Genomic DNA, 17,829 nt, shown 5'->3' with positions numbered 1-17,829 from the left:
ATGCAAGCCATCGAAGTGGGGCGCGGCCTTGACGCGCTCTTCAAGCCGCGTTCGATCGCCATCTTCGGTGCGTCGGACGACGTCACCAAGATCGGCGGCCGGCCTTTGCAGTTCCTGCAGAAGTACGGCTACGCGGGCGGCATCTACCCGATCAACCGCAAGGCGGGCCGAGTGCAGTCGCTCGCGGCCTATGCGGGTGTGGCGGACCTGCCCGAAGTGCCGGAACTGGCCGTCATCGCCGTGCCGCCCGAAGGCGTGCTCGACGCGGTGGAGAGCTGCGCACGGCGCGGCGTGAAGGCGGCGGTCATCCTGTCGGCGGGCTTCTCCGAGATGGGCGAGGAGGGCAGCCGCCTGCAGGCGCGCATCGGCCAGGTGGCGCGCGACACCGGCATGCGCATCGTCGGCCCCAACTGCCTGGGCGCGGTCGGCGTCGCGGACAAGAGCATCGCCACCTTCTCGGTGGCGCTCGAATCGTCCTTCCCGGCCGCGGGCCCGGTCGGCATCGTCTCGCAAAGCGGCAACCTCGGCAGCTACACCATGCGTCTGGCCAGCGAGCGCGGGCTGGGCATCAGCCGCATGCTGACCACCGGCAACGAATGCGACGTGGACATCGCCGATGCCATCGCATCGCTGGCGGCGGACCCGGGCACCTCGGTGATCCTGTGCTGCATGGAAACCTGCCGCGACGGCGCCAAGCTGCAGCAGGCCATGGCGATGGCGCGCGCCGCGGGCAAGCCGTTGGTGGTGCTCAAGGTCGGCGTGTCCGAGGCCGGCAGCGAGGCTGCGGCTTCGCATACCGGCGCACTGGCCTGCTCCGATGCCGTGTTCGACGCGGTGCTGCGCCATGGCGGCGCCATCCGCGTGCCGAGCATCGAGCAGCTGCTCGAAGTGGGTCATGCGTTGGCCGTGGTCGGGCCGGCGCGCGTGCCGCAGGGCCGTCGCGTGGCGGTGCTCACCGCGTCCGGCGGCTTCGGCGTGCTGCTGGCCGATGCGGCCAGCGCGCAGGGCCTGGCGCTGCCGAAGCTGGCCGCGACGACGCAACAACGCATCCTGTCGGTCGTGCCCTTCGCCGCGCCGTCGAATCCGGTCGACATGACGGCGCAGGTGTCGAGCCGGCCCGAGGTGCTGGCGCAGGTGCTCGACGCCGTGGCGCGCGACGACAGCTGCGACGCCTTGATCCTGCAGTCGGCCAACGCCTTCCACCTGCCTCGCTTGCGCGACGTGTTCCTGGCTGCACTGGAACAGGTGCGCAAGGACCATCCCTCGCGCCTGATCCTGCTGTGCGCCCGCGCGCCGCAGGACGTGCGGGTGCGTCTCACCGAGTTGGGCTATCCGGTGGTCGAAGGCATCGACGCCGCATGTGCGACGCTGGCGGCGTTGATGCGCTTCGGCGAGCGCGGCAAGTACGTCGAGGGGCGCGTCGAAGCGGCGGCCATCGATCGTGCACCGTTGGCCGCGGAAGCATTTGCCACCGAGGCGAGCGCCAAGGCCGTGCTGGCCGAGGCCGGGCTGCCGGTGCCGCGCGAAGAGATCGTCTCCAGCCGCGACGCGGCACTGGCCGCGGCACGCGAGCTGGGCTTTCCGCTGGTGCTCAAGATCGTGTCGCCGGACATCGCGCACAAGACGGAAGTCGGTGGCGTGTTCGTCGGTGTGCGGTCCGAGGCGCAGCTGATCGAGGAATACGACCAGATGCTGGCGCGCGTTGCGCTCAAGGCGCCCCAGGCGCGCATCACCGGCGTGCTCGTCGCGCAGATGGTGCAGGGCGGAGTCGAACTCATCCTGGGCACCAAGAAAGACCCGGTGTTCGGGCCGATGGTGATGGTCGGCCTCGGCGGCATCTTCGCCGAGGTGCTCAAGGACGTGGCTTTGCAGCCCGCACCGGTCGACGCGGCGCAGGCCACAGCCATGCTGCGCTCGCTCAAGGCTTTTCCGTTGCTCGACGGCGCGCGCGGCCGGCCCCAGGCCGACGTGCAGGCCGCGGCGCAGGCCATCGCCGCGCTGTCGCGCTTCGCGGTGCGCCATGCGGACGACGTGTGCGAGATCGACATCAATCCCCTGATGGTGCTGGAGCAGGGCCGCGGCGCGTATGCGCTCGATGCGCTGCTGGTGCCCGAGCAACAAGCCTCCACGAAAGCCGAATCATGACCTTGCCTTTGCCTCTCACCGGCCGTACGGCCTTCATCAGCGGCGCGGGCCATGGCATCGGCCGCGCCAGCGCCCGCGCCCTGGCCCGGCTGGGCGCGACCGTCGGCATCAACGACCTGAAGGCCGAATTCGTCGAGGAGACCGTGGCCGAGATCCGCGCGCTCGGCGGCCAGGCCATCGGGCTGCCCTGCGACGTGTCGACGCGCGACGGCATGCGCGAGGCGGTCGCACAGTTCGTCCGCGACGCGGGCCGGCTCGACGTGATGGTCAACAACGCGGCCTGGGTGCGCTACCAGCCGCTGGCCGAGATCACGCCGGAGGTGATGGACCGCATGGTGGAGATCGGCTTCAAGTCGGTGATCTGGGGCATCCAGGCGGCCGCCGAGGCGATGGACCCGGAACGCGGCGGCTCGATCGTCAACGTGGCGTCGATCGCGGCCTTCAAGTCGCCGATGCGTTCGGTGGTCTACAGCGGCATCAAGGCCGGCGTGCTGGGCATCACCCGCGCCGCGGCGGCCGACCTGGGCGCGCGCAACATCCGCGTCAACGCGGTGGCGCCCGGCGCGGTGCCGACCGAGGGCACGGCCAAGCATCGCAATGCGGAGCTCGATGCCAGGCGCATCGGCCGCACGCCGCTGGGCCGGCTCGGCACGGTGGAGGACATCGCCGATGCGGTGTGCTTCCTGGCGGGGGATGCATCGCGCTTCCTCACCGCCGACGTGCTGCGCCTGGACGGCGGGGCTTCGGAGACCTCGCTGTGAGCGCGGGCGTCTCGGCGCCCCGGCGCGTGCAGAACGTGTTCGTCGTGGCCAAGGCGCCGGGCAGCCTGCATGCGTTCTACGAGGGCGCGCTCGGCCTGCCGCTGAAGTTTCGCGATGGCGACCGCTGGGTGCAGTACGGCGTGGGCAACACCAACGTCGCGCTCGCCTGCGCGGAGGAAGCGGCACCGGCCACCGCCGGGCTCGTGATGGTGCTGGAGGTGGACGACTTCGATGGCGCAGAGCAACGCATCGTCGCCGCGGGCGGGGAAGTTCATGGTGTGCGCGACATGGGCAGCCATGGCGCGGTGCTGTCCTTGCGTGACCCGGAAGGCAACCTGGTGCAGCTGTTCCGGCGCGCTGCGCCTGCCGCTCCCGCCGCCGCATGAGTGGATCCGGAGCGCTTCCCGAAGATCCCCTGCGGTTCTTGCTGGACCGCGAGGCGATTCGCGACTGCCTGTTCCGCTACTGCCGCGGCATCGACCGCTGCGACGAGTCGGCCTTGCGTTCGGCCTACTGGGAAGACGCGACGGACTGCCACGGGGCCTGGAACGGTAGCGCCGATGGCTTCATCGCGCAGGCGCTGGTCAAGCTGCGGCAGGGCGGCCGCCGCGTGCACCAGGTCACCAACGTGCTGATCGAACTGCACGGCGATGCAGCGGCGGTGGAAAGCAGCTTCTTCGCGTTGCAGTCGACGGCGCAGCAGCCGGGGCGCGAGACCTTTCTGTGCGGCCGTTACGTCGATCGCTTCGAGCGCCGGCGCGGCGAGTGGCGCGTGGCCGCGCGCACGGTGGTCTACGAGTGGATCGAGGAACGCGTACGGCCCGAGCTGGCGCAGGACGATGCGGCGCTGTTCGGCATGCGCCGGCCCGTGGGTGGCGTGGCGCCGCACGATGCGGTGTATGCGCTGCTGCGCGAGGTGCGCGAGGTGCGAGGGGCCTGATTCGACGCCGGGCGCTCAGGCCAGCATCTCGTCCACGATGGCGTGCCAGTGCACGGGCTCGACCGGCGTGATCGACAGGCGGTTGCCCCGGCGCAGCACCACCATGTCGGCCAGCGCGGGCGTGGCGCGCATTTCCGGCAGGCCCAGAAGCCGCGTCTTTCGCAGCGCCTGCACGTCGACCAGCACCCAGCGGGGATGTTCTTCCTTGGAGGCCTCATCGAAGTAGGGCGACTTGGGGTCGAACTGCGTCGGGTCGGTCCTGGCTTCGGAGGCCACGCGGGCAACGCCGACGATGCCTGGCTGCGGGCAGCTCGAGTGGTAGAAGAGCACGCCGTCGCCGACCTGCATCTTCTTGGCCATGAAGTTGCGCGCCTGGAAGTTGCGCACGCCCGTCCAGGGCACGGTTTTCTGGGGCGCGGCCAGCGCGTCGTCGATCGAGCAGTCGTCGGGCTCGGACTTCATCAGCCAGTACTGGGGCATGAGGGCCTCGGGGTGGAGTCTCGGTAGGGCGGCGTTTTAACAGAAGCCGGGAATTCGTGAATGGGCCCGCGCGAGCGGGCTTGATCGCTTCGCGCCATGATCCGGCGACCATGCCGCCCAACGCCACGCCCCTTTCCATCCTCGATCTGTCGCCCATCACCGAAGGCAGCGACGCCGCGCAGTCCTTCCGCAATTCGTTGAGCCTTGCGCAGCATGGCGAGCGGCTGGGCTATCGGCGCTACTGGCTGGCCGAGCACCACGGCATGCCGGGCATCGCGAGCGCGGCCACGGCGGTGCTGCTGTCGCACGTAGGCGCGGGCACCTCCACCATCCGCATCGGGGCCGGCGGCGTGATGCTGCCGAACCACTCGCCGCTGGTGATCGCCGAGCAGTTCGGCACGCTCGAATCGCTGTACCCGGGCCGTATCGACCTCGGGCTGGGCCGCGCGCCGGGCTCGGACCAGCGCACCGCGCGGGCCCTGAGGCGCGACCTGCAGTCCGACGCCGACCAGTTTCCGCAGGACGTGATCGAGCTGATGGACTTCATGTCGAAGGAGCCGCAGCAGGCGGTGCGCGCGGTGCCGGGTCTGGGGCTGGAGGTGCCGGTGTGGATCCTCGGCTCCAGCACCTTCGGCGCCCAGCTCGCGGCGCACCTGGGGCTGCCCTATGCCTTCGCTTCGCACTTCGCGCCGCAGCAGATGATGCAGGCGATCCAGATCTATCGCGAGACCTTCAAGCCGTCGAAGCAGCTGGCCAAGCCTTACGTGATGCTGGGCTTCAACGTGTTCGCGGCCGAGACCGACGAGGAGGCCGTGTTCCGGTCGAGTTCGTGGCAGCAGGCCTTCGTGAACCTGCGCAGCGGCCGGCCGGGGCGGCTGCCGCCGCCGGTGGAGAACTACCGGGCGCGCATCGGGCCGGCGGAGAACGCGCTGCTGGATTCGGTCTTGTCCTGTTCCGCGGTGGGATCGCGCGAGACGGTGCGGGCGGGCGTGAAAGCCTTCGTCGAACGCACGGGGGCGGACGAGCTGATGATCACCTCGCAGGTGTTCGACCACGAGGCGCGGTTGAGGTCGTACGAGATCCTGGCGGAGTTGGGTTTGTCTGGGAGAACGCAGGGGTAGATGCGATGGGCGTCAATGAGCGCTGCACGTGATCGACGGCCCAGTGCCCTCACCCCCGCCCTCTCCCGGAGGGAGAGGGAGTAAGTCCCGTCAGTTCGGGGCGGCGGCGCGCTTGGATGCGGCGGGCTTGCGCGCCACCTTGGGCACAGCCGGCCTTACCGCCTTCGCCGTCACCTTCTTCGTGGCCGCCGGCTTGGGTGCCGCCCGCTTGCGGGCCGGGGTCTTGGGTGCTGCCTTGGTGGTGACGGGCGCTGCCTCCGGCTTGGCCTCGGCCTCGGCCTTCGTCTCGGCCTTTGCTTCGGCCTTCACTTCGGCCTTCACTTCGGCCTTGGCCTCCGCCTTCGCCGCATCCCCCACGATCAAGCCATACAGCTTGCGGTGCTCCGCCACCACGTAGTCGCCCAGGTCGGCCACGTCCGGCACCGCGCGCCGGCAGGCTGTGAGGCCGAACTCGAGCGCGCCGTTGTAGCTTTGCACCGTCATGTTCAGCGCGAGGCCGTGGCCCGGGATCGACACCGGAAAATACGACGCCACCTTGGCCCCTGCGAAGTAGAGCGCGAAGGACGGCCCGGGCACGTTGGAGATCGCCACGTTGGCCGCCGGCGGCAGCTTGTCCGCCAGCCCCGAGCGGCCGTACAGCGAGGCGAGCCCCGACATCAGCGACGGCACGCCCAGCGACGGAAAGTCGGTCGGGATCGCCGCCTTGATGTTGCCGCTGAGCTTCTTCCCTTCGCTCGACGATTCGTGAATGGCCGCGAGGCGTTCGAGCGGGTCGGCGATGTCGGTCGCCAGGCTCACGAGCATCACCGACACCTGGTTGTTCATGTCGGTGTTGCCCTGCTCGCGCAGCGACACCGGCACGCCCGCGATCAGCGCCTTGTCGGGCCGGCAGCCGTAGTCGGCCAGGTAGCGCTTGAGCGCACCGGCGCAGATGTTCAGCACGATGTCGTTGAGGCTGGTGTCGGTGGCCTTCGACATCTGCTTCACCTCGGCCAGCGGCACCGTGCGGGCCGCGAAGGCGCGCTGGTTGGTGATCGAGACGTTCAGCGGCGTCCTCGGCGCGGTGCGGAATCGCTTGGGCAGCTCGAAGCTGGCGCCCTGCCCGCCACCGGCCTGCGACCATGAGCCGAGCACGTTGCCGATGGCCTTGGCGGTGGCCGGGATCGACTGGATCAGCTTCACGTACTGCTGCACCGTGTTGCTCAGCGCGGCCGTGGCCAGCTCGGCCATGCCCAGCTGCGAGGACTCGGCGCGGCGCGTGATGCGCGGCGGCTTCACGGGCGCCGGCGTTTCCGAGATGTCGAACAGCGCCTTGGCCACCGCCACACCGGCCTGGCCGTCGATGGCCGCGTGGTGCATCTTGCTGTAGAGCGCCACCTGGCCGGTCTGCAGGCCTTCGATGATGTGGATTTCCCACAGCGGCCGGCTGCGGTCGAGCAGCGACGAATGCAGGCGGCCCACCAGGCGCTCCAGCTGGGCCATGGTGCCGGGGCGCGGCATGATCACGTGGTGGATGTGGTGGTCGAGGTCGAGGTCGTCGTCGTCCACCCACACCGGATTGGCCAGGTCGAAGGGCATGGGCGCGAGCTTGCGCACGAAGACCGATGCCAGGTGCAGGCGGCCGCTCAGGTACTTCTTGGCGTCTTCGGCGAAGTCGCCTTCGTAGCCGCGCGGCAGGTCGATCAGCTGCAGGCTGCCCACGTGCATCGGCTGCTCGGGCGTCTCGAGGTGCAGGAACGAGGCGTCCATGCCGCTGAGGTGATCCATGTTGTTTCCTTCCGGTTTGGCGTTGCAGTGTGAACCTCGTCGCTGCTTCGTTCAAACGTCTTTGCGGCGGGCTCGCTCGGTGATTACCCGAATTAACCGGATGGGGGCACCGGCTTGGCCGCCCTGGGACAATCGCCGCCCATGGACAAGCAGCGGATCGTGGTGGGCCTGAGTGGCGGGGTGGACTCCGCGGTCACGGCGCACCTGCTCAAGCAGCAGGGCCACGAGGTGGTCGGCATCTTCATGAAGAACTGGGAAGACGACGACGACAGCGAATACTGCTCGTCGAACGTCGACTTCGTCGATGCCGCGAGCGTGGCCGACGTGCTCGGCATCGAGATCGAGCACGTCAACTTCGCGGCCGACTACAAGGACCGCGTGTTCGCCGAATTCCTGCGCGAGTACCAGGCGGGCCGCACGCCCAACCCCGACGTGCTGTGCAATGCCGAGATCAAGTTCAAAGCCTTCCTCGACCATGCGATGCGGCTGGGCGCAGGGAAGATCGCGACGGGGCATTACGCACGCGTGCGCTTCGACGGCGCCACGGGGCGTCACCAGTTGCTGAAGGGCCTGGACCCGGCGAAGGACCAGAGCTACTTTCTTCACCGGCTGAACCAGCAGCAACTGGCCAAGACGATGTTCCCGGTGGGCGAACTGCACAAGACCGAGGTGCGCCGCATCGCCGACGAGATCGGCCTGCCCAACGCGAAGAAGAAGGACTCGACCGGCATCTGCTTCATCGGCGAGCGGCCGTTTCGCGAGTTTCTGAACCGCTACATCTCGAAGGAGCCCGGTCCGATCCGCGACGAGCGCGGGCGCCGCATCGGCGAGCACCAGGGCTTGAGTTTCTACACGCTGGGCCAGCGCCAGGGCCTGGGCATCGGCGGCATCAAGGCCAAGGGCGCGCAGCGCGGGGCGGGCGAGCATGCGCCCTGGTTCGTGGCGCGCAAGGAGATCGAGAGCAACACGCTGTGGGTGGTGCAGGGGCATGACCATCCATGGCTGCTGTCGCCCGCGCTCGAGGCCGACGATGCGAGCTGGGTGGCCGGAGACGCGCCGCAGCCGGGCGGCTATGGCGCGAAGTCGCGCTACCGCCAGGCCGATGCCGGCTGCGTGCTGGCCGAGGGTGCGAACGGGGCGTTCCGCCTGGCCTTCGACGACCCGCAATGGGCGGTCACGCCGGGGCAGTCGGCGGTGCTGTACGACGGCGAGGTGTGCCTGGGCGGCGGCGTGATCGCGCGCGCGGGCTGAGGCTCAGCCTTACTCTTCTCCTTCGTCGTGGTTCGGGTCTTTGCCGGCGACCGAGGCATGCACGTGGATCAGGTCGAGCGGGTGGCGTCGGCCCGCGAGGTAGTCGTCCACGCATTGCATGAGCAGCGGGCTGCGGTGCCGGTCGCGGCTCGCGCGCAGTTCGTCGGCGCTCATCCACAGCGTGCGCACGATGCCGTGGTCGAGCGCGCGGCCGGGCTCTTGCTCACCCAGCGTGCCGGCGAAAGCGAAGCGCATGTAGGTGGTGTCGTCGCCGCGGGCACTGCGCTGGCGCGCCATGTAGATGCCGATGAGCGCGGTCGGCGTGAAGCGGTGCGCGGTTTCTTCCAGCGTTTCGCGTGCACAACCCTCGGCCGGCGACTCGCCGGGGTCGAGGTGGCCGGCCGGCGAATTGAGCCGCAGGCCGTCGCGCGTTTCTTCCTCGACGACCAGGAAGCGGCCGTCGCGCTCGATCACCGCGGCCACGGTGACGTTGGGCTTCCAGCGGTGCTTGGCCATGCGTGCGGACCTCAGCGAAGAACGTAGCCCGAAAAGCGCCAGACACGGTCGGTGCCCAGCTGAAAGGTGACCAGTTCGCGCACGGTGGCGTCGACCTTGTTGGCGAAGCGTGTCTCGTATTCGATGCTCACGTACTGGCCGGCGAGGTCGGGATCGCCGTCGCCGACGACCTGCCGGTTGATGGCGACCCAAGTGCGCTGCTGCGCGGCGCCCAGGGGTGCGCGGGCCTTCGCGACCTGGCTCACGAAGTCGACGCGCGTGACGCGCTTGCGGGCCGCGGCCGTGGCGCCGTCCCACAGCTCGCCGGTCTTGTTCTGGTCGATCATCTGGATCGCCTGGAGGCCGCCGCGCACCAGGTCGCTCGGCTCGGCGTCCTGGGCGGATGCGAATGTCAGCCAGCCGCAGAGCAGGATCGCGGCGAGCAGGATTCGATGGATGCGGTTCATGGTGGACGGGGCCTTTGAAGCCGTTGGGTTCGGCAGCACGGCCTATTCTGCCCCGCGCTGCTGCGCGGCCCTGGGCCTATCAAGCTGTGGGATAGGGCGAATCGTTGTGCTCCGCCTGACTGCACACCTCGAGCCGGTAGCCCAGGCCGTAGACCGAGGTGAGCACCACGCCGTTCTCGGGGCACAGGTCCATGCGCGTGCGCACCCTCGACACGTGGGTGTCGATCGAGCGCGAGTGGTCTTCGACGTCCTGGCCCCACACGGTGTGGATCAGGTTCTCGCGCGTCATCAGCCGGCCCGCGTTGCGGCACAGGTACAGCGCGAGGTCGTACTCGCGGTGCTTGAGCTTGATCGCCTTGCCGCGCAGCAGCAGCGTGCGCGTGAGCGGATCGAAATGGTAGGGGCCGCAGTCCAGCGTCTTCTCGAAGCGCATCGGATAAGCGCGGCGCAGCAGGGCCTGCACGCGTGCCTGCAGTTCGATACGGCACAGGGGCCTGAGCAGGAAGTCGTCGGCGCCGTTGACCAGCGAACGGAGCAGGGCGGGCTTGTCGCGCTCGGTGGCGACCAGCAGCAGCGGAATGCGGTTGCCGAAGCGGTCGCGCAGCCAGGTCACGAGCTCGGAGCCGCCGACGTCGCGCGTGCGCCAGTCGAGCAGCAGCAGGTCGTAGCTCTTGAGGCGGAGTTCGTTCAACAGCGATTCGCCGGTGGCGAAATCGTGGCAGTCGTGACCGATCCTGGTCATGATCTGCCGGATCCAGTGAGTCTCTTGTGGCTCGTTGCCGAGCGTGGCTATTCGCATGCCTTCCCCCTGACGGTTGCTGGTCAGTCATGCCGGCCTTATGGAGGCCGGTCGCGTTCGAGGCGCAAATGTACAGGAGGCGATGAGGCCGTTTGGACCGCGTAGCGGTTCTGCGCGCCGCCCCACGGGACAGCGCCATCCCTGTGCCTGTCATCTTCATGTAAGCTCGGCCCGAATTCCAAAGCACCCCGAGGAGAATCCCATGCTGATAGGCGTGCCGGCCGAAACTGCGTCCGGCGAAACCAGAGTGGCCGTCACTTCGGAAACGGCCAAAAAACTCACGGCACAGGGACATACCGTGCGCGTGCAGTCGGGCGCCGGCATCACTGCCGCCCTTACCGATGCGGCCTACCAGGCCGCCGGTGCCGAGATCACCGATGCGGCCGGCGCCTTCGCCTGCGAGCTGGTGTTGAAGGTGCGCTCACCTTTCGACAACGAGCTCGCCCTCATGAAACCGGGCACGGTGGTCGTCGGCATGCTCAACCCCTTCGACGCCGAAGGCCTGCAGCGCCTGGCCGCGGCGGGCCTCACGAGCTTCGCACTCGAAGCCGCGCCCCGCACCACGCGCGCGCAGAGCATGGACGTGCTGTCCTCGCAGGCCAACATCGCCGGCTACAAGGCCGTGATGATCGCGGCCGACAAGTACCAGCGCTTCTTCCCGATGCTCATGACGGCGGCCGGCACGGTGAAGGCCGCGCGAGTCGTCATCCTGGGCGTGGGTGTGGCCGGCCTGCAGGCCATCGCCACGGCCAAGCGCCTGGGCGCGGTCATCGAGGCCAGCGACGTGCGCCCCTCCGTCAAGGAGCAGGTCGAATCGCTGGGCGCCAAGTTCATCGACGTGTCGTACGAGACACAGGAAGAGAAGGAAGCCGCCGAAGGCGTGGGCGGCTATGCGCGCCCCATGCCCCAGAGCTGGCTCGATCGCCAGAAGGCCGAGGTCGCCAAGCGCGTGGCGCAGGCCGACGTCGTCATCACCACGGCACTGATCCCCGGCCGCGCCGCGCCCGTGCTGGTCACCGAAGAGATGGTGAAGTCCATGAAGCCCGGCTCCGTCATCGTCGACCTGGCCGCGCCGCAGGGCGGCAACTGCCCGCTGACCGAGCCCGGCCAGACCGTCGTCAAGCATGGTGTGACGCTGGTGGGCGAAACCAATTTGCCGGCCCTGGTGGCGGCGGATGCGTCGTCGCTCTATGCACGCAACGTGCTCGACTTCCTCAAGCTGGTGCTGCCGAAGGAGGGCGGCTTCAAGATCGACCTGGAAGACGACATCGTCGCCGCCTGCCGCATGACGCAGGACGGCCAGGTCACGAAGAAGTGAAGCCGTAGAGCCGCAAGCAGACCACAAGCAAAGCCGCAACCGCGAGGAGAAGCCCCCATGGATCCCGTGTCCCACACCGTCATCAACCTGATCATCTTCGTGCTGGCCATCTACGTGGGCTACCACGTGGTCTGGACCGTCACGCCCGCGCTGCACACGCCGCTGATGGCAGTGACCAACGCCATCTCGGCCATCGTGATCGTCGGCGCCATGCTCGCGGCGGCGCTCACCAGCACCTGGCTCGGCAAGAGCATGGGCGTGCTGGCCGTGGCCCTGGCCGCGGTCAACGTCTTCGGCGGCTTCCTGGTCACCCGGCGCATGCTGGAGATGTTCAAGAAGAAGGACAAGAAGGCACCGGCGGGTGCAACGCCTGCAGCCAAGGCGGGGGGCCACTGACCATGTCGATGAACGTCGTCACGCTGCTGTACCTCGTCGCCAGCGTCTGCTTCATCCAGTCCCTCAAGGGCCTGAGCCATCCCACCACCTCCATCCGCGGCAACGTCTTCGGCATGGTCGGCATGGCCATTGCCATCCTGACCACCGCGGCGCTGATCGTGCAGCTCTCGGGCGGCAAGGCCCAGGGCATGGCCTGGGTGCTGCTGGGCCTGGTGGTCGGCGGCGGCTACGGCGCCTACCGCGCCAAGACCGTCGAGATGACGCAGATGCCCGAGCTGGTGGCCTTCTTCCACAGCATGATCGGCCTGGCCGCGGTCTTCATCGGCATCGCAGCCGTGGTCGAGCCCTGGGCCTTCGGCATCACCCCGCCGCCGGTGGCGGCCGTCATCGGCGCCAGCACGCCAGAGGGCACGGTGCTCATCGACGGCTTCGCGCGCTACGCCATTCCGGCGGGCAACCGGCTCGAGCTGTTCCTGGGCGCGGCCATCGGCGCGATCACCTTCAGCGGCTCGGTCATCGCCTTCGGCAAGCTGTCGGGCAAGTACAAGTTCCGCCTGTTCCAGGGCGCGCCGGTGCAGTTCAAGGGCCAGCACATGCTCAACCTGGTGCTGGGTCTGCTGACCATCGGCCTGGGCCTGGTGTTCGTGTTCACCGAGAGCTGGACCGCCTTCTTCGCGATGCTGCTGCTGTCCTTCATCATGGGTGTGCTGATCATCATCCCGATCGGCGGGGCCGACATGCCGGTGGTGGTGTCGATGCTCAACAGCTACTCGGGCTGGGCAGCGGCGGGCATCGGCTTCTCGCTGAACAACGCGATGCTGATCGTGGCCGGCTCGCTGGTGGGCTCCTCGGGCGCGATCCTGAGCTACATCATGTGCAAGGCGATGAACCGCTCGTTCTTCAACGTGATCCTGGGCGGCTTCGGCGGCGAGGCCGCGACGGCCACGGCCGGTGCCAAGGAGCAGCGGCCGGTGAAGAGCGGCAGCGCGGACGACGCGGCCTACATGCTGAGCAACGCCGAGACCGTGATCATCGTGCCGGGCTACGGCCTGGCGGTGGCGCGCGCGCAGCACGCGGTCAACGAACTGGCGCAGAAGCTCACCGAGCACGGCGTGACGGTCAAGTACGCCATCCACCCGGTGGCCGGCCGCATGCCGGGCCACATGAACGTGCTGCTGGCCGAGGCCGAGGTGCCCTACGACCAGGTGTTCGAGATGGAAGACATCAACGGCGAGTTTCCGCAGGCCGACGTGGCGATCATCCTGGGCGCCAACGACGTGGTGAATCCGGCCGCGCTGACCAAGGGCACGCCGATCTACGGCATGCCGATCCTCGAGGCCTACAAGGCCAAGACGGTCATCGTGAACAAGCGCTCGATGGCTGCGGGTTATGCCGGACTGGACAACGAGCTGTTCTACATGGACAAGACGATGATGGTCTTCGGCGATGCCAAGAAGGTGGTCGAAGACATGGGCAAGGCGATCGAGTAAGTGGGGCGAAGCGCCCCGTTGCGCGTCCTGTGCCCGCCGCCCGGTGCTTGAAGTGCCGGGCGGCGCTTTTGCGTGTAGAACCCCAGAAATCATTCGAGGAGACATATCCATGACAGACCGTCCCTGGCTCAGCAGCTACCCGCAGGGGGTGCCGGCCGACATCGATCCCTCCGGCTACACCTCGCTGGTGGGGATCATGGAGGAGAGCTTCAGCCGCTTCGCCGACCGCACGGCCTACAGCTTCATGGGCAAGGACCTGAGCTACGGCGACGTCGACAAGGCGAGCCGTTCCTTCGCCGGCTACCTGCAAGGGCTGGGGCTCGCCAAGGGTGAACGGGTGGCGGTGATGATGCCGAACTGCCTGCAGTACCCGATCGCGGTCTGCGGCATCCTGCGCGCCGGCCTGATCCTGGTGAACGTGAATCCGCTGTACACGCCGCGCGAGCTGGAGCACCAGCTCAAGGACTCCGGCGCCAAGGCGATCGTGATCATGGAGAACTTCGGCAACACGCTGCAGCAGTGCATCGGCGCGACCCCGGTCAAGCACGTGGTGCTGAGCGGCATGGGCGACCGCCTGGGCCTGCTCAAGGGTGCGCTGGTCAACTACGTGGTGCGCAACGTCAAGAAGATGGTGCCCGAGTACAGCCTGCCGGGCGCCGTGCGCTTCAACGAAGCGCTGGACAAGGGCGCGGGCCGCACGCTGCAACCCGCGGCACTCGGGCCCGACGACGTGGCGGTGCTGCAGTACACCGGCGGCACCACCGGCGTGTCGAAGGGCGCGGTGCTGCTGCACCGCAACGTGATCGCCAACGTGCTGCAGTCCGAAGCCTGGAACGACCCGGTGATGCAGAAGGTGCCGGCCGGCGAGCAGTCTGCGAGCGTGTGCGCGTTGCCTCTGTATCACATCTTCGCGTTCACCGTGAACATGATGCTGAGCATGCGAACGGGCGGCAAGCTGATCCTGATTCCGAATCCGCGCGACATCCCGGCCGTGCTCAAGGAACTGTCGAAGCACACCTTCCACAGCTTTCCGGCGGTCAACACGCTGTTCAACGGCCTGGCCAATCATCCGGACTTCAACACCGTCAACTGGAAGAACCTCAAGATCTCGGTCGGCGGCGGCATGGCGGTGCAGGGCGCGGTGGCCAAGCTCTGGCTCGACAAGACCGGATGCCCGATCTGCGAGGGATACGGCCTGTCGGAAACCTCGCCGTCGGCCACCTGCAACCCCACCACCAGCACCGCCTACACCGGCACGATCGGCGTGCCGCTGCCGAGCACCTGGCTCAAGCTGCTGGACGACGACGGTGTCGAGGTGCCGCCGGGCCAGCCCGGCGAGATCGCCATCAAGGGTCCGCAGGTGATGGCCGGCTACTGGCAGCGCCCCGACGAGACGGCCAAGGTCATGACGGCCGACGGCTACTTCAAGACCGGCGACGTCGGCATCGTCGACGAGCGCGGCTACTTCAAGATCGTCGACCGCAAGAAGGACATGATCCTGGTCTCGGGCTTCAACGTGTACCCGAACGAGGTCGAGGACGTGGTGGCGCAGGTGCCCGGCGTGCTCGAATGCGCGGCCGTGGGCATTGCCGACGAAAAGACCGGCGAGGCGGTGAAGCTGGTCATCGTCAAGAAGAACGCCGACCTCACCGAGGCGCAGGTGCGCGAGTTCTGTCGCGCCAACCTCACCGGCTACAAGCAGCCCAAGCTGGTCGAGTTCCGCACCGAGCTGCCGAAGACGCCGGTGGGCAAGATCCTGCGGCGCGAGCTGCGCGACAAGAAGTAAGGCGGCTTCGCATGGCGGCACCGGTCGCGATCGTGGCGGCCATGCAGGAAGAGCTGGGCGCGCTGCTGGCGGTCATGCCCGACGAGCGGCGCGTGCGCATCGCCGGGCGCGAGTTCTGGGTGGGCCATCTGCAGGGCCAGTCGGTGGTGGCTGTGCTCTCGCGCATCGGCAAGGTCGCGGCCGCCACCACCGCCACGGTGCTGCTCGAACGATTCGGCGTGCGCGCCATCGTTTTCACGGGTGTCGCAGGCGGGCTGGCGCCCGGCGTGCGGGTGGGCGACGTGGTGGTGGCGACGCGCCTGCTGCAGCACGACCTGGATGCCTCGCCCATTTTTCCGCGCTACGAGGTGCCCCTGACCGGGCATGCGCGATTCGCCACCGACACCGTGATCAGCGACGCGCTGACCGCCGCGGCGCAGAAGATCTTGCGCAACCCGGTCGCGCTGCTGGGGCAGAAGGTGGTGGACGACTTCGCGCTGCATGCCCCGCGCCTGCACCGCGGCCTGGTGGTCAGCGGCGACCGCTTCATCGCCAGCGCGGCCGACAGCGACGCGTTGCGCCATGACCTGCCCGATGCGCTGGCCTGCGAGATGGAGGGCGCCGCGGTGGCGCAGGTGTGCCACGACTTCCGTGTGCCCTTCGCGGCCGTGCGCACCATCTCCGACCGCGCCGACGACCAGGCGCACACCGACTTCCTGCGCTTCGTCGCAGCGGTCGCGAGCCGCTACAGCCTGGCCATCATCACCAAATGGCTGGATGCGTTGCCGGGCAAGGCGCAGCAGGAAGACGCGTAAGCGTCCTCGCCTGTCTTACTTGAGCCAGCCTCGGCGGCGGAAGTACCACATCGGCACCAGCGCGCTGGCAACCATCAGCGCGATCGCGTAGGCGTAGCCGTAGCCCCAATCGAGCTCCGGCATCATCTTGAAGTTCATGCCGTAGACGCTCGCGATCAGCGTGGGCGGCAGCAGCGCCACGCTGGCCACCGAGAAGATCTTGATGGTCTTGTTCTGGTTGATGTTGATGAAGCCGACCGTGGCGTCCATCAGGAAGTTGATCTTGTCGAACAGGAAGGCCGTGTGGTTATCGAGCGACTCGATGTCGCGCAGGATCTGCCGCGCCTCCTCGAACTGCTCGGCATTGAGCATGCGGCTGCGCATCATGAAGCTGACCGCGCGGCGCGTGTCCATGACGTTGCGGCGGATGCGACCGTTCAGGTCTTCCTGGCGGGCGATGGCGGCCAGCACCTCGCCGGCCAGCTCGTCGCTGACGTTGCCTTCGAGCACCTTCTTGCCCGCCACTTCCAGCTCGTCGTAGATGTTCTCGAGCGAGTCCGCGGAGTATTCGGCGTCGGCGTCGAAGAGCTTGAGCAGCACTTCCTTGGCGTCTTCGATCAGGCCTGGCGCGCGTCGTGCGCGCATGCGCAGGAGTCGGAACACCGGCACGTCCTCGTCGTGGATCGAGAACAGCACGCCACGGCTGCGCAGCTCGGTGTTGTGCTGGTTGAGGATGAAGGCCACGCGCACCGAGCGCGGGTCTTCGGGGTCGTCGATCAGGAAGTCGCTGCGCACGTGCAGCTCGCCGTTGTCTTCTTCGTAGAAGCGCGCGGATTCCTCGATGTCCTCGTCCATCGCATCCTCGGGGATGGACAGGCCGTAGTACTGCTTGATCCAGCGCTTTTCCTCCAGCGTGGGCGACTCGAGGTCGACCCAGATCGGTTGGAACTTTGAAAGCTCTTCGAGCGCTTCGATCTCTTCCTGGACGAGGCGGCCGTTGGCCAGCGTGAAGATGTTGAGCATGGCTCACTCCCGGGGTGTGTTGCGGTGTCGGCGAGGGATGGGGCGCTTTCAAGTCCCTGGCCGACAACGCGTCAACGGGGAGTTGAAAGCTGCCGAGGCGGAACGGTTTCCATCTGGAGTCTCCGGTTGCAGCGAGGCGCGATTATGTCACCGGCAACTTGCATTTTCCCGACGCCGCATGGATGGGCATCCAGTGGCAATGAAGAGGGGCGTGGCCTTTCGCACTACTGCCGTCACACCGCCGACATCTTGACCCTCAGGATGAGCGGGGGTTTGCGTCGACGGGGATTGCAATTCGATGACAGCATGGGCATAGTGAACCGACAGCGCCTCACCGCCTCTGCCCCTTCCGCCTCTTCCTTCCCCTTCTTTTCTCCCCCTCTTTCTCGTTTTTTCACACCGTCGATTTCGCCGGCCCGGCTTCCTCTCCACGATGCATGGGTCTTTTTCCCCAACCGTCATTTCTCAGGAGGTCATTCATGAATTTGACGATCAGCGGTCATCACCTCGACGTCACTCCCGCGCTCCACAGCTATGTCACGAGCAAGCTGGACCGGATCATCCGGCACTTCGACCAGGTGGTCGATGTGAAGGTGATCCTCACGGTTGAAAAGCAGAAGGAAAAGGAAGGCCAGAAGGCCGAATGCAGCATCCGCGTCAAGGGCAATGACATGTTCGCCGAATCGAGCCACGCTGATCTTTACGCCGCCGTCGACGACCTGGCCGACAAGCTGGACAGGCAGGTCGTGCGCCACAAGGAACGCCTCAAGAAGCACTATCACGATGCGCCCAAGCGCGTGATGTAGTGCCAACTTCG

General features: G+C 67.7%; 18 protein-coding genes. 12 read left to right on the top strand and 6 right to left on the bottom strand.

Going from position 1 to position 17,829, the window contains the following annotated elements; all coding sequences use genetic code 11:
- The 4 genes from B0W80_RS12655 to B0W80_RS12640 are packed head-to-tail and all read left to right on the top strand — an operon-like array spanning nt 1 to nt 3,846.
- On the top strand, nt 1-2,145 hold the full coding sequence (locus B0W80_RS12655) for an acetate--CoA ligase family protein (RefSeq protein ID WP_076999496.1): 2,145 nt from the start codon (nt 1-3) through the stop codon (nt 2,143-2,145).
- A complete protein-coding gene (locus tag B0W80_RS12650; protein ID WP_076999495.1) occupies nt 2,142-2,906 on the top strand; it encodes a glucose 1-dehydrogenase in 765 nt (254 codons plus the stop codon). Before B0W80_RS12655 ends, B0W80_RS12650 begins: the two co-directional genes overlap by 4 nt.
- Nucleotides 2,903-3,292: a VOC family protein gene (locus B0W80_RS12645; RefSeq protein WP_076999494.1), complete on the top strand. Its 390-nt coding sequence runs from the start codon at nt 2,903-2,905 to the stop codon at nt 3,290-3,292. Before B0W80_RS12650 ends, B0W80_RS12645 begins: the two co-directional genes overlap by 4 nt.
- Nucleotides 3,289-3,846: a nuclear transport factor 2 family protein gene (locus B0W80_RS12640; RefSeq protein WP_076999493.1), complete on the top strand. Its 558-nt coding sequence runs from the start codon at nt 3,289-3,291 to the stop codon at nt 3,844-3,846. Before B0W80_RS12645 ends, B0W80_RS12640 begins: the two co-directional genes overlap by 4 nt.
- Before the next feature lie 15 nt (nt 3,847-3,861).
- On the opposite strand, the gene B0W80_RS12635 is transcribed toward B0W80_RS12640, so the two are convergent.
- Nucleotides 3,862-4,326: an EVE domain-containing protein gene (locus B0W80_RS12635; protein WP_076999492.1), complete on the bottom strand. Its 465-nt coding sequence runs from the start codon at nt 4,324-4,326 to the stop codon at nt 3,862-3,864.
- Nucleotides 4,327-4,436: 110 nt separating this feature from the next.
- Between B0W80_RS12635 and B0W80_RS12630 the strand changes: the two genes are divergently transcribed.
- The gene (locus tag B0W80_RS12630) at nt 4,437-5,447 is read left to right on the top strand and encodes an LLM class flavin-dependent oxidoreductase (RefSeq protein ID WP_076999522.1); all 1,011 of its coding nucleotides are present in this window, start codon (nt 4,437-4,439) and stop codon (nt 5,445-5,447) included.
- Nucleotides 5,448-5,537: 90 nt separating this feature from the next.
- Here the strand turns inward: B0W80_RS12630 and B0W80_RS12625 are convergent, their stop codons facing one another.
- Nucleotides 5,538-7,214, bottom strand: a complete 1,677-nt coding sequence (locus B0W80_RS12625; RefSeq protein ID WP_076999491.1) for a wax ester/triacylglycerol synthase family O-acyltransferase — start codon at nt 7,212-7,214, stop codon at nt 5,538-5,540.
- Between the two features lie 141 nt (nt 7,215-7,355).
- Here B0W80_RS12625 and mnmA point away from each other — a divergent pair, with 141 nt between their 5' ends.
- Complete coding sequence (mnmA, locus tag B0W80_RS12620; RefSeq protein ID WP_076999490.1) at nt 7,356-8,465, top strand: tRNA 2-thiouridine(34) synthase MnmA; 1,110 nt, start codon at nt 7,356-7,358, stop codon at nt 8,463-8,465.
- 9 nt (nt 8,466-8,474) lie between these two features.
- Here mnmA and B0W80_RS12615 read toward each other — a convergent pair whose 3' ends face one another.
- From B0W80_RS12615 to B0W80_RS12605, 3 genes are all read right to left on the bottom strand, one after another.
- Nucleotides 8,475-8,981 carry an NUDIX hydrolase gene (locus tag B0W80_RS12615; RefSeq protein ID WP_076999489.1) on the bottom strand — a complete coding sequence of 169 codons (507 nt, stop codon included), beginning with the start codon at nt 8,979-8,981 and terminating at the stop codon, nt 8,475-8,477.
- A gap of 11 nt (nt 8,982-8,992) precedes the next feature.
- Nucleotides 8,993-9,427, bottom strand: coding sequence for a DUF4019 domain-containing protein (locus tag B0W80_RS12610; protein WP_076999488.1), 435 nt, complete (start codon nt 9,425-9,427; stop codon nt 8,993-8,995).
- Between the two features lie 79 nt (nt 9,428-9,506).
- A complete protein-coding gene (locus tag B0W80_RS12605; protein ID WP_076999487.1) occupies nt 9,507-10,226 on the bottom strand; it encodes a response regulator transcription factor in 720 nt (239 codons plus the stop codon).
- A gap of 202 nt (nt 10,227-10,428) precedes the next feature.
- Between B0W80_RS12605 and B0W80_RS12600 the strand changes: the two genes are divergently transcribed.
- The 5 genes from B0W80_RS12600 (at nt 10,429) to B0W80_RS12580 (ending at nt 16,010) form a co-directional block, all read left to right on the top strand.
- Entirely contained in the window at nt 10,429-11,544 is a 1,116-nt protein-coding gene (locus B0W80_RS12600) for a Re/Si-specific NAD(P)(+) transhydrogenase subunit alpha (RefSeq protein ID WP_076999486.1), read from the top strand.
- Between the two features lie 57 nt (nt 11,545-11,601).
- Nucleotides 11,602-11,940 carry an NAD(P) transhydrogenase subunit alpha gene (locus tag B0W80_RS12595; RefSeq protein WP_076999485.1) on the top strand — a complete coding sequence of 113 codons (339 nt, stop codon included), beginning with the start codon at nt 11,602-11,604 and terminating at the stop codon, nt 11,938-11,940.
- A 2-nt stretch (nt 11,941-11,942) separates the two neighbouring features.
- A complete protein-coding gene (locus B0W80_RS12590; RefSeq protein ID WP_076999484.1) occupies nt 11,943-13,430 on the top strand; it encodes an NAD(P)(+) transhydrogenase (Re/Si-specific) subunit beta in 1,488 nt (495 codons plus the stop codon).
- A 109-nt stretch (nt 13,431-13,539) separates the two neighbouring features.
- Nucleotides 13,540-15,216 (top strand): long-chain-fatty-acid--CoA ligase, encoded by a 1,677-nt coding sequence (locus B0W80_RS12585; RefSeq protein WP_076999483.1) that lies wholly within the window; start codon nt 13,540-13,542, stop codon nt 15,214-15,216.
- Between the two features lie 11 nt (nt 15,217-15,227).
- Complete coding sequence (locus B0W80_RS12580) at nt 15,228-16,010, top strand: 5'-methylthioadenosine/adenosylhomocysteine nucleosidase (RefSeq protein WP_076999482.1); 783 nt, start codon at nt 15,228-15,230, stop codon at nt 16,008-16,010.
- 15 nt (nt 16,011-16,025) lie between these two features.
- Here the strand turns inward: B0W80_RS12580 and corA are convergent, their stop codons facing one another.
- Complete coding sequence (corA, locus tag B0W80_RS12575; RefSeq protein WP_076999481.1) at nt 16,026-17,012, bottom strand: magnesium/cobalt transporter CorA; 987 nt, start codon at nt 17,010-17,012, stop codon at nt 16,026-16,028.
- Between the two features lie 479 nt (nt 17,013-17,491).
- Between corA and hpf the strand changes: the two genes are divergently transcribed.
- A complete protein-coding gene (gene hpf / locus B0W80_RS12570; protein ID WP_076999480.1) occupies nt 17,492-17,818 on the top strand; it encodes a ribosome hibernation-promoting factor, HPF/YfiA family in 327 nt (108 codons plus the stop codon).
- Nucleotides 17,819-17,829 lie beyond the last annotated feature (11 nt).

The sequence above is a fragment of the Variovorax sp. KK3 genome (assembly GCF_001984055.1).
Taxonomy (GTDB): domain Bacteria; phylum Pseudomonadota; class Gammaproteobacteria; order Burkholderiales; family Burkholderiaceae_C; genus Variovorax.
This window is presented reverse-complemented; position numbering and strand designations above follow the sequence as displayed.

Excerpts from the sequence above, each read along its gene's own strand:
- mnmA (WP_076999490.1), top strand. The coding sequence starts at position 7,356 with ATGGACAAGCAGCGGATCGTGGTGGGCCTGAGTGGCGGGGTGGACTCC.
- B0W80_RS12635 (WP_076999492.1), bottom strand. The coding sequence starts at position 4,326 with ATGCCCCAGTACTGGCTGATGAAGTCCGAGCCCGACGACTGCTCGATC.
- B0W80_RS12605 (WP_076999487.1), bottom strand. The coding sequence starts at position 10,226 with ATGCGAATAGCCACGCTCGGCAACGAGCCACAAGAGACTCACTGGATC.
- B0W80_RS12625 (WP_076999491.1), bottom strand. The coding sequence starts at position 7,214 with ATGGATCACCTCAGCGGCATGGACGCCTCGTTCCTGCACCTCGAGACG.
- B0W80_RS12610 (WP_076999488.1), bottom strand. The coding sequence starts at position 9,427 with ATGAACCGCATCCATCGAATCCTGCTCGCCGCGATCCTGCTCTGCGGC.
- B0W80_RS12615 (WP_076999489.1), bottom strand. The coding sequence starts at position 8,981 with ATGGCCAAGCACCGCTGGAAGCCCAACGTCACCGTGGCCGCGGTGATC.
- B0W80_RS12655 (WP_076999496.1), top strand. The coding sequence starts at position 1 with ATGCAAGCCATCGAAGTGGGGCGCGGCCTTGACGCGCTCTTCAAGCCG.
- B0W80_RS12640 (WP_076999493.1), top strand. The coding sequence starts at position 3,289 with ATGAGTGGATCCGGAGCGCTTCCCGAAGATCCCCTGCGGTTCTTGCTG.
- B0W80_RS12630 (WP_076999522.1), top strand. The coding sequence starts at position 4,437 with ATGCCGCCCAACGCCACGCCCCTTTCCATCCTCGATCTGTCGCCCATC.
- hpf (WP_076999480.1), top strand. The coding sequence starts at position 17,492 with ATGAATTTGACGATCAGCGGTCATCACCTCGACGTCACTCCCGCGCTC.
- B0W80_RS12650 (WP_076999495.1), top strand. The coding sequence starts at position 2,142 with ATGACCTTGCCTTTGCCTCTCACCGGCCGTACGGCCTTCATCAGCGGC.
- B0W80_RS12590 (WP_076999484.1), top strand. The coding sequence starts at position 11,943 with ATGTCGATGAACGTCGTCACGCTGCTGTACCTCGTCGCCAGCGTCTGC.
- B0W80_RS12600 (WP_076999486.1), top strand. The coding sequence starts at position 10,429 with ATGCTGATAGGCGTGCCGGCCGAAACTGCGTCCGGCGAAACCAGAGTG.
- B0W80_RS12595 (WP_076999485.1), top strand. The coding sequence starts at position 11,602 with ATGGATCCCGTGTCCCACACCGTCATCAACCTGATCATCTTCGTGCTG.
- corA (WP_076999481.1), bottom strand. The coding sequence starts at position 17,012 with ATGCTCAACATCTTCACGCTGGCCAACGGCCGCCTCGTCCAGGAAGAG.
- B0W80_RS12580 (WP_076999482.1), top strand. The coding sequence starts at position 15,228 with ATGGCGGCACCGGTCGCGATCGTGGCGGCCATGCAGGAAGAGCTGGGC.
- B0W80_RS12585 (WP_076999483.1), top strand. The coding sequence starts at position 13,540 with ATGACAGACCGTCCCTGGCTCAGCAGCTACCCGCAGGGGGTGCCGGCC.